Annotated in this window: 10 protein-coding genes and 1 pseudogene; 6 read left to right on the forward strand and 5 right to left on the reverse strand. The window is 71.4% G+C overall.

Going from position 1 to position 14,345, the window contains the following annotated elements; genetic code table 11:
- Window positions 1-87 precede the first annotated feature (87 nt).
- Complete coding sequence (locus O7626_RS17795; protein ID WP_278062279.1) at window positions 88-3,018, reverse strand: AfsR/SARP family transcriptional regulator; 2,931 nt, start codon at window positions 3,016-3,018, stop codon at window positions 88-90.
- Between the two features lie 50 nt (window positions 3,019-3,068).
- Window positions 3,069-3,593: a VOC family protein gene (locus tag O7626_RS17800; protein WP_278062280.1), complete on the reverse strand. Its 525-nt coding sequence runs from the start codon at window positions 3,591-3,593 to the stop codon at window positions 3,069-3,071.
- Between the two features lie 143 nt (window positions 3,594-3,736).
- On the opposite strand from O7626_RS17800, the gene O7626_RS17805 reads away from it, so the two are divergent.
- The 4 genes from O7626_RS17805 to O7626_RS17820 all read left to right on the forward strand — a co-directional run bounded on the left by O7626_RS17805 (window position 3,737) and on the right by O7626_RS17820 (window position 9,854).
- A complete protein-coding gene (locus tag O7626_RS17805) occupies window positions 3,737-4,393 on the forward strand; it encodes a helix-turn-helix domain-containing protein (protein ID WP_278062281.1) in 657 nt (218 codons plus the stop codon).
- A 325-nt stretch (window positions 4,394-4,718) separates the two neighbouring features.
- The gene (locus O7626_RS17810; protein ID WP_278062282.1) at window positions 4,719-5,309 is read left to right on the forward strand and encodes a maleylpyruvate isomerase N-terminal domain-containing protein; all 591 of its coding nucleotides are present in this window, start codon (window positions 4,719-4,721) and stop codon (window positions 5,307-5,309) included.
- Window positions 5,310-5,579: 270 nt separating this feature from the next.
- Complete coding sequence (locus tag O7626_RS17815; RefSeq protein ID WP_278062283.1) at window positions 5,580-9,047, forward strand: hypothetical protein; 3,468 nt, start codon at window positions 5,580-5,582, stop codon at window positions 9,045-9,047.
- A 216-nt stretch (window positions 9,048-9,263) separates the two neighbouring features.
- Window positions 9,264-9,854, forward strand: a complete 591-nt coding sequence (locus O7626_RS17820; RefSeq protein ID WP_278062284.1) for a copper resistance CopC family protein — start codon at window positions 9,264-9,266, stop codon at window positions 9,852-9,854.
- 27 nt (window positions 9,855-9,881) lie between these two features.
- On the opposite strand, the gene O7626_RS17825 is transcribed toward O7626_RS17820, so the two are convergent.
- The 3 genes and pseudogenes from O7626_RS17825 to O7626_RS17835 all read right to left on the reverse strand — a co-directional run.
- Window positions 9,882-10,568, reverse strand: a complete 687-nt coding sequence (locus tag O7626_RS17825; RefSeq protein ID WP_278062285.1) for a hypothetical protein — start codon at window positions 10,566-10,568, stop codon at window positions 9,882-9,884.
- Between the two features lie 104 nt (window positions 10,569-10,672).
- On the reverse strand, window positions 10,673-11,461 hold the full coding sequence (locus O7626_RS17830; RefSeq protein WP_347404866.1) for a TIGR03943 family protein: 789 nt from the start codon (window positions 11,459-11,461) through the stop codon (window positions 10,673-10,675).
- A pseudogene (locus tag O7626_RS17835) lies at window positions 11,450-12,388 on the reverse strand (permease); the annotation flags it as partial. The pseudogene O7626_RS17835 and the gene O7626_RS17830, both read right to left, overlap by 12 nt.
- 345 nt (window positions 12,389-12,733) lie before the next feature.
- On the opposite strand from O7626_RS17835, the gene O7626_RS17840 reads away from it, so the two are divergent.
- Entirely contained in the window at window positions 12,734-13,147 is a 414-nt protein-coding gene (locus O7626_RS17840; protein ID WP_278062286.1) for an ABC transporter ATP-binding protein, read from the forward strand.
- A 31-nt stretch (window positions 13,148-13,178) separates the two neighbouring features.
- A complete protein-coding gene (locus O7626_RS17845; RefSeq protein WP_278062287.1) occupies window positions 13,179-14,183 on the forward strand; it encodes an ABC transporter substrate-binding protein in 1,005 nt (334 codons plus the stop codon).
- The last annotated feature ends 162 nt before the right edge of the window (window positions 14,184-14,345 follow it).

Consider the following 14,345-nt stretch of genomic DNA (forward strand, 5'->3'; position numbering starts at 1 on the left):
GAGCAGCGCAGGGCCTTTCGAAGTCGTGGTAGTCCAGGTCAGGCCCGGGGCCGGGTGGCACCGGGCCTGACCCGCACGTAGGTCTGGTCAACCGGAGCCGGCCTGCTTGAGCAGGGCGTCGGCCCTCGCCCTGAGCAGCGGTACGGACGCGGCGTCCGAGGTGGACAACAGGGTGTGCAGCAGGGCCGCCGCGCCTGCGGAGTCACCGCCGGCCAGCAGCGCTTCGGCAAGGCGCAGGTTCGCGATGAACACCCCCCGGGGGTCGCCTACCTCGACCATTCGCCGTAGCGCCTCCCGCGCCTCGGTCATGGCGGCCGGGAAGTCGCCGCGCGCACGGCGCAACCGGCTGTGGTGCACGAGCAGCCAGCCGAGGCCGTGGGCGTTGTTGACCGCGTCGGTCACCTCGCGTGCCTGCGCGTACGTCGAGTCGGCCAGGTCCAGCTCGCCGAGCGAGATCGCGCAGTCCAACTTGCGGACCAGCAGGGCCCGGTGGCTGTCGGTGTTCCAGATCGTCGGTGCGTGGGCCAGCGCCCGGTCCAGCAGGGGCAGCGCCTCGGCCGGTCGGTCCTGCAGGACCAGGGTGTCGGCCTGGGTTCGCAGCGCCAGCACGATGGCGTCGGGATCGCCGGTCCCGTACGCGATCGCGGTCGCCTCCTCCGCGTGCGGGAGTGCCGGCCGACCCTGGAACATCCGGGCGAACGCGAAACCGGTGAGGCTGTGCACGAGTTCGTGCCTCAGTCCGAGGCGGCGGAACACGGCCACCGAGCCCTCGAACTCCCCGGCGGCCTCGTCGAGGCAGAGGGAGAGCAGCACGTCCGCCCGGCTGCTCGCCTGCCGGCTGGCGACCCGCTCGTCCCCGGCCGCCCGGGCGGCGTCCCGGACGGTCGCGCGGACCCGTGCGATCTGCTCGTACCCGCCACGGATGGAGAGCGGCGGAATGATCATGTCGGCCAGCAGCGCCGCCTTGTCGTAGCTGCCCAGCCGGCACGCCTGCGTGATGGCGTACAACAGCTGGCTCCGCTCGGTCTGCAGCCACGCGCCCGGGTCGGCGGTGAGGCCGGCGATGTCCACCGGCCCGGTGGCGATACCGTCCGGCAGCGGGTCGGGCGGCAACCCGTCCTTGCGGTCCACCCGCAGGTGCACACTGTGCGCCAGGACGAGGAACGTGTCCAGCAGTCGTCCGTACGCGGCCCGGGTCACCTCCTCGTCCTCGCCGTCGGCCAGCTCACGGGCGTACAGCGCGACCAGGTCGTGCGGCCGGTAACGCAGCTGACCGGTCAGGTCGAGGCCGACCGGCTCCAGCAGGCCGGCGGCCATCAGCTGCTCGATGGCGCGTTCCCCGTCGCCACCGTCGGTGATGGCGCCGAGAGTCCAGGCGGCGAAGGATTCGGCGAGCAGCAGACCCATCCGGCGCAGCGCCAGCTGGATCGGACCGGCCAACCCGCTGTAGCCGACCGCCAGCTCCGAGCGGACCGCCAGGTCGCCCACGGCCAACTCGTCGAGCCGCCGGTGCTCGTCCTGTAGCCGATCCGCCAACACGCGCAGTTGCAGGGTGGGCCGGGGCTGGAGCCGGGCGCCGATGATCCGCACCGCGAGCGGGAGGCGGCCACACAGATCCACCAGTTTCTCCGCGGCCGTCCGCTCCCCGGCGACACGGTCCGGATCGAGGATCTGGTCGAGCAGCGACACGCCCTCGGTGACCGAGAACGGCTGTAGGCGGTGGCGATCGGCAGCGGGAATCTCGTCGAGCGACCGCCTGCTGGTGACGAGGACCGCGCAGCTGGCCGTACCGGGCAGCAGCGGTGCCACCTGTCTGGCGTCGGCGGCGTCGTCGAGCACGATCAGGATCCGGCGGTCGGCCACCCGCGCCCGGAACGTCGCCGCCCGCGCCTGCACGGAGCGCGGCTGGGCGTCGGGGAGCAGCCCCAGCGCGTACAACAGCTCGCCGAGCACTTCGGCGACATCCCGCGGAGCCGGGCCGCCACCGCCCAGGTTGACATAGAGCTGGCCGTCCGGAAAACGGTCCCGCAGGCCGTGTGCGACGTGCACGGCGAGCGCCGACTTTCCCACTCCGGCCACCCCACTCACCACCACGATGGGTGGCGTGGCCGGCTCACCCCCGGTGGCCAGCAGGCTGGCGATCCCCGCCACCTGCGCTGCCCGGCCGACGAAGTCACCGATCGCCGGCGGCAGCTGGCACAGCGCCGTCGAGCCCGGTGCCGGGTCGTCGCGGGCGTCGTCGTCCAGCGCCTCACCGAGCAGGATCGCCTGGTGCACCGCGCGCAACTCGGGCCCCGGGTCCAAGCCCAGCTCGGTGCGCAGCAGCGCCGCGACGTCACGGTAGACCTTCAGGGCCTCCGCCTGCCGCCCCGACCGGTAAAGGGCGCGCATCAGGTGTGCCCGCAGCTCCTCCTGGAACGGGTACGCCGCGGCGAGTGCGCCCAGCTCCTCGACCACCGCCCGGTGGTGCCCGAGCGCCAGTTCCAGGGCGAACCGGCGCGCGGCGGCTTCGAGGCACCGCTCCTGCACCTGCGGCACCTCCTCGCGGTGCAGTGCCGCCGAGTCCACGTCGAACAGGATCGGGCCGCGCCACAACGCGGTCGCCGCCCGCAACGACTCGAGCGCGGCCGCCCGGTCGCCACGGCCCAGGGCGATCCGCACGCTCTCCAGGAGCTCGTCGAACTCCTGGAGATCGCAGCAGCCGGTCGGCAGTTCGATGACGTACCCGCCGCTGCGCGTGTGGATGGCGGCGTCGGCACCCAGCAGCCGGCGCAGCCGCGCGACGTACGTCTGGAGGGCCGCTCGCGCCTCGGCCGGTGGTTCGTGGTCCCACAACCGGTCGACCAGGACGCTTACCGGCACGACACGGCCGGCCCGGAGCAGCAGCGATGCCAGGATGATCCGGAGCTTCGCCGCGGAGAGCACGACGAGCGCGCCGTTCCGGCGTATCTCCAGATTTCCCAGGATGCGGAAGTGGATGACAGCCGGGGCCGGCTCCCCGGAGGGTGCGGCAGGCACGGTCGGGTGGCTTGCCCTGGGCACTGTCGACGCGGTCACCCGTCGGGTCGTCACCGCGGTGCGGGAGGCGGGTCTGTCCGGTCCTGCTGCCCGGAGCGGTGGTCGTCAGGACGTCGCGGATCCGGGGACGGCGGCGCTCCGCCGTGGTCCGGGGCGCCGGCCGGGGCATCCGGCGGGCCTGGGGCTGTCTGTTCCTCGAACAGGGTCAGGTGGATCGTTCCGGGTGCGTCCAGCCTGGCGTTGAGGGAGTCCCATGGCGTACGCGTGGGTGGCGCGACCGACGTGGCGCCGGCCGCGAGGGCGTCCCGGTTGGCCAGCTCGCAGTCTTCGACCTCGAGGGCCAGCCGGAAGCGTGGTGCGACCCGTCGCCCTACTTCGACGCGGTCGATGAGCTCGATCTGCGCGGTGTTCGACAGCTCCAGTGTCGCCCGGCCCGCGTCGAGAATCGTCACTTCAGCGCCCCCCGCACTGGAGTAGGACTCCGCGACCGGCATCGCGAGCGCGTCGCGGAAGAACGCCACCGTCTGTTCGTAGTCTGACGCGTGCACCACGAGGCGGAGTTGGCGAACCGTCATGCCGAAAACCTCCAGACCGCAGCCTGCTGGTGCGGGCCGCGCACGCCGGCTCGACCCGGGCGCGAATCGGAACGGAACGGAACGCATTACTTCTATCGAAGCTAGCCAACAAGTACAACTCGCCGCACTGCTAGCCTCAGCTGATGGCCGAGGAAGAACAACACCGCAGCTCGCTGAGCGGCCGCCGGGCGGAGGCACAGCGCAACAACGCGCGAATCCTCGACGCCGCGCGGGTGGTGTTCCTCGCCGACCCCGAAGCTCCGATCGCGAAGGTCGCGGTGCACGCCGGTGTGGGGATCAGCGCCCTGTACCGGCGCTATCCCAGCAAGGAGCACCTGCTGCGAGCCCTGGCAGAGGACGGTCTCAACCGTTACATCGCCGATCTCGAGACAGCACTTGCCTCTGATGCCGCGCCCTGGGACGCCTACGTCGGCTGCCTGGAGCGCGTCGTCGACGGCCAGAGCCAGGCCCTGGCGCAGCGGCTGGCCGGAACGTTCACCCCGACAGCGGAACTCTCGACCCTCGCCAAGCAGGCCGGCGGGCTCGCCGACACCCTCTTCCAGCGTGTCCGCCGGTCCGGCGAACTCCGCGACGACGTCTCCGAGGCCGACGTCACGCTGCTGCTGGAGATGGTCGCCTCCATCGACCTTCCGGGCGCCGACGGCGGTGCCGCGCTGCGTCGTCGCTACCTCGCCCTGCTCCTCCAGGCGCTGCACGCCCCCAGCGAGGCAGCACTGCCCGGCCGCCCCGCGCGCCACGCCGACCTGGTCGCCCGCTGGCGAACCGGCGGAGACGCCTGATCGGGAGTCAGCGATTCCCGACCGGTGACGCCGGCCCGGAAGGGTGCCGTCGGATGCGCGTGCCAAGGCAGCTCCTTCGGGTGGGTGGAAACCGGTCGGGTCTGCCCGGCACCACCTACCTGTCCGGCATCCCGGCGGAATTTCATCGAAATACATCGAAGTTAGCCGTCAGTGAGTCGTCAGCGGGGTGAAAGCGGGCGCACGTACGCTCCGCCTCGGTATCGCGCGCGGACGTCGCCGTATCCCCGTCCGAACACGACGAATGCCGGCGACGCGATCGTCGGCAGGTCCGGCCACGAACGCGACCAGTCGAAAGGAACCATCCGTGACCTTCACCGTACTCAGCACCGCTCTCGACGCCCTGCGTCAGGTCACCGCCGTGGCCGTCCACACCGGTCGGCTCGACGGCCCGACCCCGTGCTCGGACTGGACGGTGGCACAGGTGCTGCTCCACGCCGCCGGCGACCAGCACGTCTGGGCGTCCACGGTCGGCGCCGGCCCGCCGCCGTCCTACGACCCGTTCGATCCGCCGCGCCAGCTCGACGGCGGCGTCCAGGACGCGGTAACCAGGGCGATCGAGGCGGCCGGCGGTGCCTGGGCCGGCGTCGACCCGACGGCGCCGTCGGTGCACACACCGCTGCCGCCCGTACCGGAGATGACCCCGGCACTCGCGGCCGCCGCATGCGCCCTCGACGCCGCCGTGCACGCCTGGGACGTCGCGGTGTCGACCGGCCAGCCGACACCACTGACCGTCGCCCTGGCCGAGCGGCTGGCGCCGGCCGCACACGCGACGGCCGAACCGTTGCGCGGCTTCGCCTACGCCCCCGCACTGGCCGCCCAGGCCGGCGACGACCCGGTCGCCGCCCTGCTGCGACACCTCGGCCGCGACCCGCACTGGACAGCCGACGGCATCTGACCGGCACCGTCCGGTCCACCGACCCCGGACGGGCGTTCCGGGGCGGGAAGTGTCCCGGTTTCCGGAGCTTGCTGCCGAGCTCCACGCATGCGGATGGTCACACAATGATGGCGCAAAGTCACTTATGATCCTCGACAGCCGAGCCGGCGTGCCGGACGATTGATCGAAGTGCCTCGATCTCCGAATTGGTTCTACGGCCTTGCCCCGGACGCATCGCCGACGTCGTTCGGATCGTTCGCAATCCTCTGCACGGGACGAGGAGGGACCGCCGTGACTCAGCCCGAGGAGATACCGGTCAGCCGTCGGTGGTTTCTCCGCCTGGGTGCACTGCTGGGCGCCGGGGGCGTCCTGCCCACCGGGATCAGCGAGGCAGGGGCCGCCGCCGACCCGGTCGCCCCGGTGGGCGGCCCACCCCGCCACGACGTCGCAGTCCGTCGACGATTGCTGGCCGACCCGTCCGATCCCGCCGCGTTCCTCGATCCGGTGGCGCTCGACGGTTCGCCCGGCCAGGCGTTCGCGAGCCACCGGGCCAGGGCCAACGGCATCGCCAGGTACGTCGCGCGCACCCGGAAACTCAGCACCGTGCACGGTGCGGTACAGGCCGACGAGGACATGACGTTCGCGCTGCTCGCGCATCTGCACGCCGTCGCCGACGACCCGGACTTCGCCGTCGACGGTGTGGCCAGTCGCACGGAGCTGCCGCTGGCGCTGCGACGGCTCACCGCGGACGACGGGAAGGTGGGTACGAACGAGGACTACGACTCGGCCCTGAAGGGGCTGATCGTCGTCCTCTACCGATACCGTCACCTGCTGCCGGACGAGATCTTCGACTTCGTCCTGGACGAGCTGGTGCCGGACCACATGTCCGGCGGACATCCCAGGGAGATCGAACTCGTCAACGTCTTCCCGCTGATCGATGTTCCGGAGTCGGAGAACCATCTGCTGATGATCGAGAGCACCCGATATCTGGTGAACCAGCTCCTGCACGACCGGACCGGCGACGCGAGGTTCGACAACGAGAAGAACGGGCTGACCGGCTGGCTGTTGGGATACCTGCAGACGATAGCCAGGCACGACTTCCACGAGTTCAACGCCCGCCCGTACGCCCGGTACTCGCTGCACGCGCTGTACAACCTGCACGAGTTCGCCCGCGAGCAAAAGATCAGGACCGCGGCGCAGATCCTGCTCGACTACACCATGGTCAAGTTCGCCGTGTCGAGCGTCCGCGGCCGTCGGGTGAGCCCACACCGACGGCACCAGGACCGGATCAATCATCACGCCAACGAGCGCGACGACCTGTACGCCGAGAGCGGCGACCAGGTCGCCGGCTTCTTCCTGTCCTACACCGGCCTGCTCGATGCCCAGGACCATCCGGTCAGGTTCCCCGCCTCGCTGACCCTGACCGCGCTGATCTCCTCGACGGCCGCGTACCGTCCGCCGCCGGCCGCCTACATCCTCGCGATGGAACACGACCATCCGGAGTATCTGCACCGCTTCCACCACGGGACACGACCGCGACCACGAGGCTCGACCGACAGCGTCGACGCCGGTGTCGAGATCTACTTCCGGTCCCCGTCGTTCCTGATCTCGGCCGGTGGGGCGTTCCAGAACGGTGGCTACGGATACGACGAGTACGACTTCGGCAAGAACTCCTGGCGGGGGACCTCGCGGGCCCAGGCGACGACCCTGATCCCCACCCGGGTGGACACCAGGTTCCACGAGTTGGTCCGCTTCGAGCCGTACCCGGACCCGATCGTCGACCCGTACGTCGGCGGCGATCCCGAGAACCCCGACGCGTTCCGGGCCGAGGCGGTGAACATCGGCGTACACCGGCGGATCGCCGCGGGTGCGAACCTCCGGCCCGCCGAGAAGCGGACGATCGCCGAGCACTCCACCTCGACCTACCCCGCGCTGGCCTCGCACGCCGGTCGACTGTGGATGGCCTGGAAAGGGTCGGGCAACGACCAGCTCAACATCGGCAGGGTGCAGTACACGACCCTGTTCGACATCGACGGGGTCGAGGGTGTCGAGGGCGTGGTCACGCTCGGGGACTCCACCGACAGGTCACCGGCGCTGGCGTCGCACGGGGGACGGCTCTTCCTGGCCTGGCGCGGGTCCGGGAACGACCACCTCAACCTCGCGTGCTGGAACGACGGCGGGAACACCCTGGTGGGAACAACGACGCTCGGCGACTCCAGCGACCACAGCCCGGCGCTGGTGTCCCACGGGGGCCGGCTCTTCCTCGCCTGGACCGGCCAGGGTGGCGAGGAGCTGAACGTGGCCAGGGTGGTGCTGGTCGGCAACACCGCGGGCGGGTTCGGCATCGACGGCATCGAGGACAAGGTCGTACTCGCCGAGACCAGCAGCCACGGCCCGGCGCTGGCCTCGCACGGCGGACGGCTGTTCCTGGCCTGGAAGGGATCCGGCAACGACAACCTGAACCTGAACTTCTCCGACGACGACGGCAGGACCTTCCACGGCACGCGCATCTTCCCGGAAACCAGCCAGCACGCCCCGACCCTGGCGTCGCACGGGGGCCGTCTGCGCTTCGGCTGGGCCGGCCGGGACGAGCAGCTGAACGTGGCCAGGGTGGTGCTGGTCGGCAACACCGCGGGCGGGTTCGCCATCGACGGGCTGGAGGGCAATGTCGTACTCGGCGAGATCAGCACCCGGTCCCCGGCCCTGACGACCCACGACGGCCGGCTCTTCCTCGGCTGGAAGGGCGAGGGCGACGACAACCTCAACCTGCGGGTCTCCATGGACGGCACCTTCGGGCCGGTTGGCCCCTGGATGTTCAAGCAGCCCACCGGCCTCGGCCTCTACCTCGCGGTCTACCGGACGCCGCCCGCCCGGCCCGACGACCTCGACGTCCCACCGGACAACCTCGCCCTGGTCTACGCCATGGAGTCGGACGGCATGGACTTCGGCACCTTCCAGGCTCTGACCGAGAGCCGCAACACCCACCTGCCGGCCAGGCTCGACCTGGACGGCACCTACGACTTCCACGCCCCGGACGGCAGGGACTTCACGATCTGGTTCTCCTTCGTCGGGCAGAAGTACGACGCCCGGATAGTCGACCGGAGCGACCCGCTCACCAACCTCGGCACGCTACCGCTGGTGAGCGGCGAGTTCCTGCGGGCACCGGGCGGCCACGACGGGCTGGTCGAGATCCGGCACCCGGGCGGCGAACAGGCGCCGGTGGTGCTCGACTTCCGCGACGCGGCTACGCCGGCGTTGTCGGACAACCGCGCCGCGATCCCGCTGCCGTGGATCGAACGCGGCCTGTCCTTCTTCGCCCTCGTGGAGAAGTTCGAGCAGGAGGAGAGGCGCGGGGACGCGCGGCTCGCCCTAGCCGACGCGGTACGGCTCTACGACCAGATGCTCCGGCTGAACCCGGCGCGGAACGGGCCGCCCTTCGCACCGGCCGTCGTCCGCGCGCTCGGCAACCGCGGCGTGGACTTCAGCGTCGCCGAGGCCGACCTGCGCGACTGGCTCGCCAATCCGCACTACACGCCGTACCCGGCGATCTCTCAGGCGCTGCTGTTGTCAGGGTGGCGGCTGAGGGCGCCGGTCTGCCTGGACGTGATCGTGTGGAACTACGAGCGGACCCGAGGGGTAGCCTCCCCGCGCACCGTCGCCGCAGTGCAGACCGAGGTCCTGAAGGCGGCCATCCTGGAGGGCTTCAACAACCGGCACGGCACCCGGGTTCGACACTTCGAGGAGCTCCTCCTGCCCTGACAGTCGTCCTGAGGCATGCCACCCCGAGCCGCGGTTCGCCGCCGACCGAGCCCACCAACCCAAGATCCGACCATCGGTGGGCCATCCCAGTCCGGTCCACGCCGCCGAGACGGTGCAACCCGCGCCGGGCACCCTGCCGCTCCGCCCGGCTCGCCCCCGTCCGGTCCGGTCGGGGCGGTCTCGTCCCCGGGTCAGCCGAGGCGCTACCGTGGCACGGTGAACCGGAACCGCCTGCTCTGCGCCGCCGCCGCTCTCCTCGTCGGGGCCCTCGTCGTCGTCCTGCCGGCGGGCCCGGCCAGCGCACACACCGAGCTGAGCCGCACCTCACCGGCGGCGAAGAGCACGGTCAGCAAGTCGCTGACCGCAGTGACGCTGACCTTCAGCGGGCTGATCAAGAAGCCTGGGACCACGGTGGTGGTGACCGGCCCGGACAAGGTCTCCTACAGCGACGCCGACGCGCAGGTCCTGGACAAAACCATCACCCAGAAGGTCAGGCCACTGCCCGTCGGCGCGATCACCGTCGCCTGGCGCACCGTCTCCGCCGACGGCCACACGATCAAGGGCACCTTCACCTTCACCAACAGGTTCGCGCCGCCCACCCCGACCGCCGAGCCCACCCCGACGGTCGGGGTGACACCGACCGCGGATCCCACGACACCGCCGGCCGCGTCGCCCGCAGCAGCAGCCGGTACCGGTGATGACGGGTCGTCCCCCGCGCTCTGGTGGGCGGTGATCCTGGGCGCCGTGCTCGCCGTCGCTGTCGGCGCGGCTCTGCTGCTGCGTCGCAGGAGGCCGACCGACACCTGACGTCGCCGCGCCCCGGCGCGGAAGGTGTCACCTGCCCTCGGGTGCGCCGTCGGCGGTGAGTGCGCCCTGACCCGGCACGGCGGGCAGGAAGACGTGGGTGTGTCCGTTGCCCGCGTCGACGTTGAGCAGGTCGAGCTGGGTGGCGGCGGTCGACCAGGTGGCGACGGCGACGTCCCGTTGACGGCCGACCAGTTCCAGCAACTGCGGCCGGTCGGCCGCCGGTACGGCCAGCGCGGCCGCGTACGTGTCGACGGCGACGTCGAGTGCCCGTACTGCGGCGGCCAGGCCCGAGCGGGCGATGTTGACGCCGGTACCCGCCGACGGTGGGTCGGCGAAGCCCTCGACCGCCTTGTCGGTGCTCGCCTGCCAACCGGTCACGGCGGCGGGCGCGGCGAGCGGCCCGGAGCCCGAGCCCACCGGCACCGCCGCGGCCAGCCCGTCCAGGACGGGTACGAGACTCTGCTGCACCTGTCGGGCCTGGTTGGTGAGGTCGACGATCTGGGTGGCGTCCCGTTTCGCCTCCTCGGCGCGCAGCTGCGCCACCTCGTCGGCCATCGGCGGGTCGTCGCCGGCCGTCACCGCGCCGATCGGACCGGCGAGCAGCGCCCCCAACGTGAACGCCAGGGCAAGGGCTGCCAGTCGACGACCGGCCGGCCTGGTCGTGGCCGGTGTGGACACCCGCGATCCCGGGCGCAGCTTCGTACGGTTGCTCATCCGTCTCCTTCGCGGCCTGCCGGGAGGGCCGCCGCCACAACCGCCCCGGCTACTCTGTCCATACTGCCGAGACGGTGACCTGGATGGAAGATCCGCCCGACGGGTTACTCGTACGGCTGCTTCGGCGGGGCGACCCGCTGCCACGACTCGATGTCCAGGTATGGGATGTCCACCTCGCTGACCGGGTCCGTCCCGCGCTTGGCGGTGTACCGGCCGACCACCTCGACCCAGGTGTCTGGCGGCAGCCCGGTCGGCACGTCGCCGGCCATCCCGACCTTGATCGGGCGCCCGTCGGCGGCACAGCAGGAGAGGACCATGCGGGCCAGGATCTGCTCTCCGTCGGCGCCGGGCGCGACGAACCCGACCAACTGCACCCTGCGCTCCCCGAGCGTGTGGCCGTCGTCGACGATGGCCCGTCCGGCGTAGTCGAGCATGCCCAGCCGCACCGGGTCTCCGGCCGGCAGTGCCGGATAGTGGTCGACCTCCTGACCGGTCAGCGCGGTACCGGTCTGGTTGACCGCGTAGGAGCCGAGCGCCGGTGGCGTGACCAGCAGCAGCCCGACCGCCGGCAGGATGAGCAGCCAGCCGACCCGACCGCCGTGCCCGTGGTGGTCGTGGCCGTCCTCGGCCGGCGTCCCGTGGCCGTCCTCGGCCGGCGTCCCGGAGCGGTGCTCGGACCCGCGCAGGTCGTACCAGAGGGTCAGCACCGCCGCGACGATCAGCAGCACCCCCGCCGCGATCAGGAACGGCCGGAGGCCCTCCTTGACGTACCGCAGGTAGACGTCGGTGACGCTGGCCCTGAGCACCGACCCGCCGAGCAGCAGCAGGACCACCGCCTGCGCCTGCCGGTTCATCTCGGCACGGGCGATCCGGCCGCTGCACAGCACCACCATCCCCACTACGGACGACACCAGTACGGCGACGACGAAGGTCGTCGGGGCGAACCGGACCATGAACCGGCGCCCGAAGACACCGGTCTGCATCGAGATCAGTTTCAGGTCGACCATCGGACCGACGACCAGGAACGTCAGCCGGGCCGAGAGCGAGAACTGCGACAGCGACGCGGCCACGAACGCGTCCGCCTCGGAGCAGATGGACAGCAGCACCGCCAGCACCGCGAGCGCGAGGACCGACAGCACCGGATTGTCGGCCAGGGTCCGCAGCCAGCGCTCCGGCACCAGTACGTTGATCGCGGCGGCAGCCATCGCGCCCAGCACCAGGAAGCCGCCGGCGTGCACCACGTCGTGCCGTACCGCCGCCCAGAAGGCCCGGCCCCGGGACAGGTCGTCCAGTTCGGGCCGGCGCGGCAACCGGATCCAGTCGGCCCGGCCGAGCCGCAGCCAGAGCCAGCCCATCAGCACCGCCACGAGCAGACTGGCGGCCGCCCGGCCGACCACCATCTCCGGGTTGTCCGGAAAGGCGACAGCCGTTGCGGCCAGCACGATCGGGTTGATCGCCGGGGCGGCGAGCAGGAACGCCAGCGCGGCGGCCGGGGTCACCCCGCGCCGGATCAGCGACCCGGCGATCGGCACCGAGCCGCACTCACAGCCGGGCAGGACGACACCGGCCGCACCGGCCACCGGCACGGCCAGCGCGGGATGGCGGGGCAGCGCCCGGGCCCAGAACGACCGGGGCACGAAGACCGCGATCGCGGCGGAGAGCAGCACGCCGAAGACCAGGAACGGCACCGACTGGACCATCACCGAGACGAACACCGTCGTCCAGGTCTGTAGCCGGGGCGTCGACAGGAACGACCCGACCGGCCCCTGGAAGACGACCAGCAGCAGGAACAGCGCGGCGAGCACTTCGAGTGAGCCGATGCGCCACCGGGATCCCTCGTCGTCGGTTGCGGCAGACGGTGCCGGGTCACCCGCCGACCGGGCGGGCCGCTCGGCGGCGGTGCTGGACCCCGGCTCGACCTCGTCGCCTGACGGACTCGTCGCGGTCACCCTGTCTGGCACGGTCCGGTGTCCCTTCGGCAGGCCGAACTGGCAACCCATCCTAGGCGCAGCGCCGGGGTGTTGGTCGACGAGGTGTTCGAGGGCGGCGGTGGTGCCCACGGTCGCCCGGAACTCTCGTGCTAACGTCCATTCGAAAGCGATAACCGATTTCATTTTGACTAGGAGAGTTCGCCGTGCCGACGCAGCCCCGCCAGGACCGGGGCCATGGCGCGGCTCGACATCGTCCATCTCGCCGACCGGGGCGTGCTCAGCCTCTCCGGCGGCGAACGGCAACGGGTGCTGGTGGCTCGGGCACTCGTGCAGGAGCCGGAGGTCCTGGTCCTCGACGAACCGACCAACCACCTGGACATCCGACACCAGATCGAGCTGCTCTCCCTGCTCCGGGATGCCTCGCTGACGGTCCTGGTGGTCCTGCACGACCTGAACCTCGCCGCCGCGACCTGTGACCGGATCGGCGTGCTCTCCGGCGGGCGACTCGTCGCCGCCGGCACGCCCGCGGAGGTGCTCACCGCCGAACTCGTCCGGGACGTCTTCGGGGTGGACGCCACCGTCGTCGCCCACCCGTTGACCGGCGACCCGCAACTGTTGTACGCCCTCACGCCAGCCCAGACCACCTAAGCGACACCGATCGGAAAGTGAGCATTCGGGGATGCCCATCCCGCACCACCGGACCGCGACGATCCGCGGCACCGCCGCCGGCCTTGTCGTCGTCGCGCTGTTGTCCGCCTGCGGAGCCACCGTCGACGGGTCCGCCACCCCCGACCCGCAGGTGGTCGTACAGCGCTGCGGCGAGGAGGTCGAATACACCACCCCCCGGCGGGCGGTGGTGTACGAGGGCGGCAGCGCGGACAAGATGTTCGCGCTCGGCCTCACCGACCACGTCCACGGGTACGTCATGCCACCGGCCAATCCACCGGTGAGCGAGTCGCCCTGGGCACAGGAGTACGCGAAGGTGGAGTTCCTCAGCGACGACCTGCTCAACCGGGAGCTGGTGGTGGACGCCGAGGCCGACTTCGTGGTCGCCGGCTGGGGTTCCGGATTCAGCGACAAGCGGGGCATCACCCCGGAGATCCTCGACGGCCTCGGCATCCAGAGTTTCATGCACACCGAGTCCTGTTTCAACTATCCGGGCTTCCCGCAGCGGACGACCCCGTTCGACGGCCTCTACACCGACCTCGAACGACTCGGCCGGATCTTCGGGGTCGAGGCACGGGCGACCGAGGTGGTCCAAGGTCTGCGGCAGCGCGTCGAGGCGGTGCAGGCACAGCCGACCGGCCCGGACCGGATCCCGGTGTTCCTCTACGACTCGGGCACCGACCAGCCCTTCACCGCCGGTCGCCAGGTGCCGCCGACCGACATCATCTCGTTCGCCGGCGCCCGGAACATCTTCGAGCAGCTCGACGCACGCTGGACCCAGGTGAGCTGGGAGGCTGTCGTGCAGGGCCAGCCGGAGGTCGTCGTCATCCTCGACTACGGGGACAAGCCGGCCCAGGAGAAGATCGATTTCCTGAAGACCTTCCCCACCACCCGCAACCTGCCCGCCGTGGTCGAGAACCGGTTCTTCGTCCTCGGCTACAACGAGGGAATCAGCGGACCGCGCAACGTCGACGGCCTGGAGAAGTTCGCCGGATACCTCCGGAGCCTCCGACCCTGAGCCCGGCGACCGATCGCAGCCGGTACCGCAGGAGGAGCCCGCCCGTGACCGCGTCCGCCGTGCGCCCGGGGTCACGGGCGGGCGGGGCGGCGATCGGCCACTCCGCCGACGCTGGTCGCCCCGCCCCGCCCCGCCCCGCCCCGCCGTGACGCCGGCCGCAGC

The sequence above is a fragment of the Micromonospora sp. WMMD1102 genome (assembly GCF_029626265.1).
Lineage (GTDB): Bacteria > Actinomycetota > Actinomycetes > Mycobacteriales > Micromonosporaceae > Plantactinospora.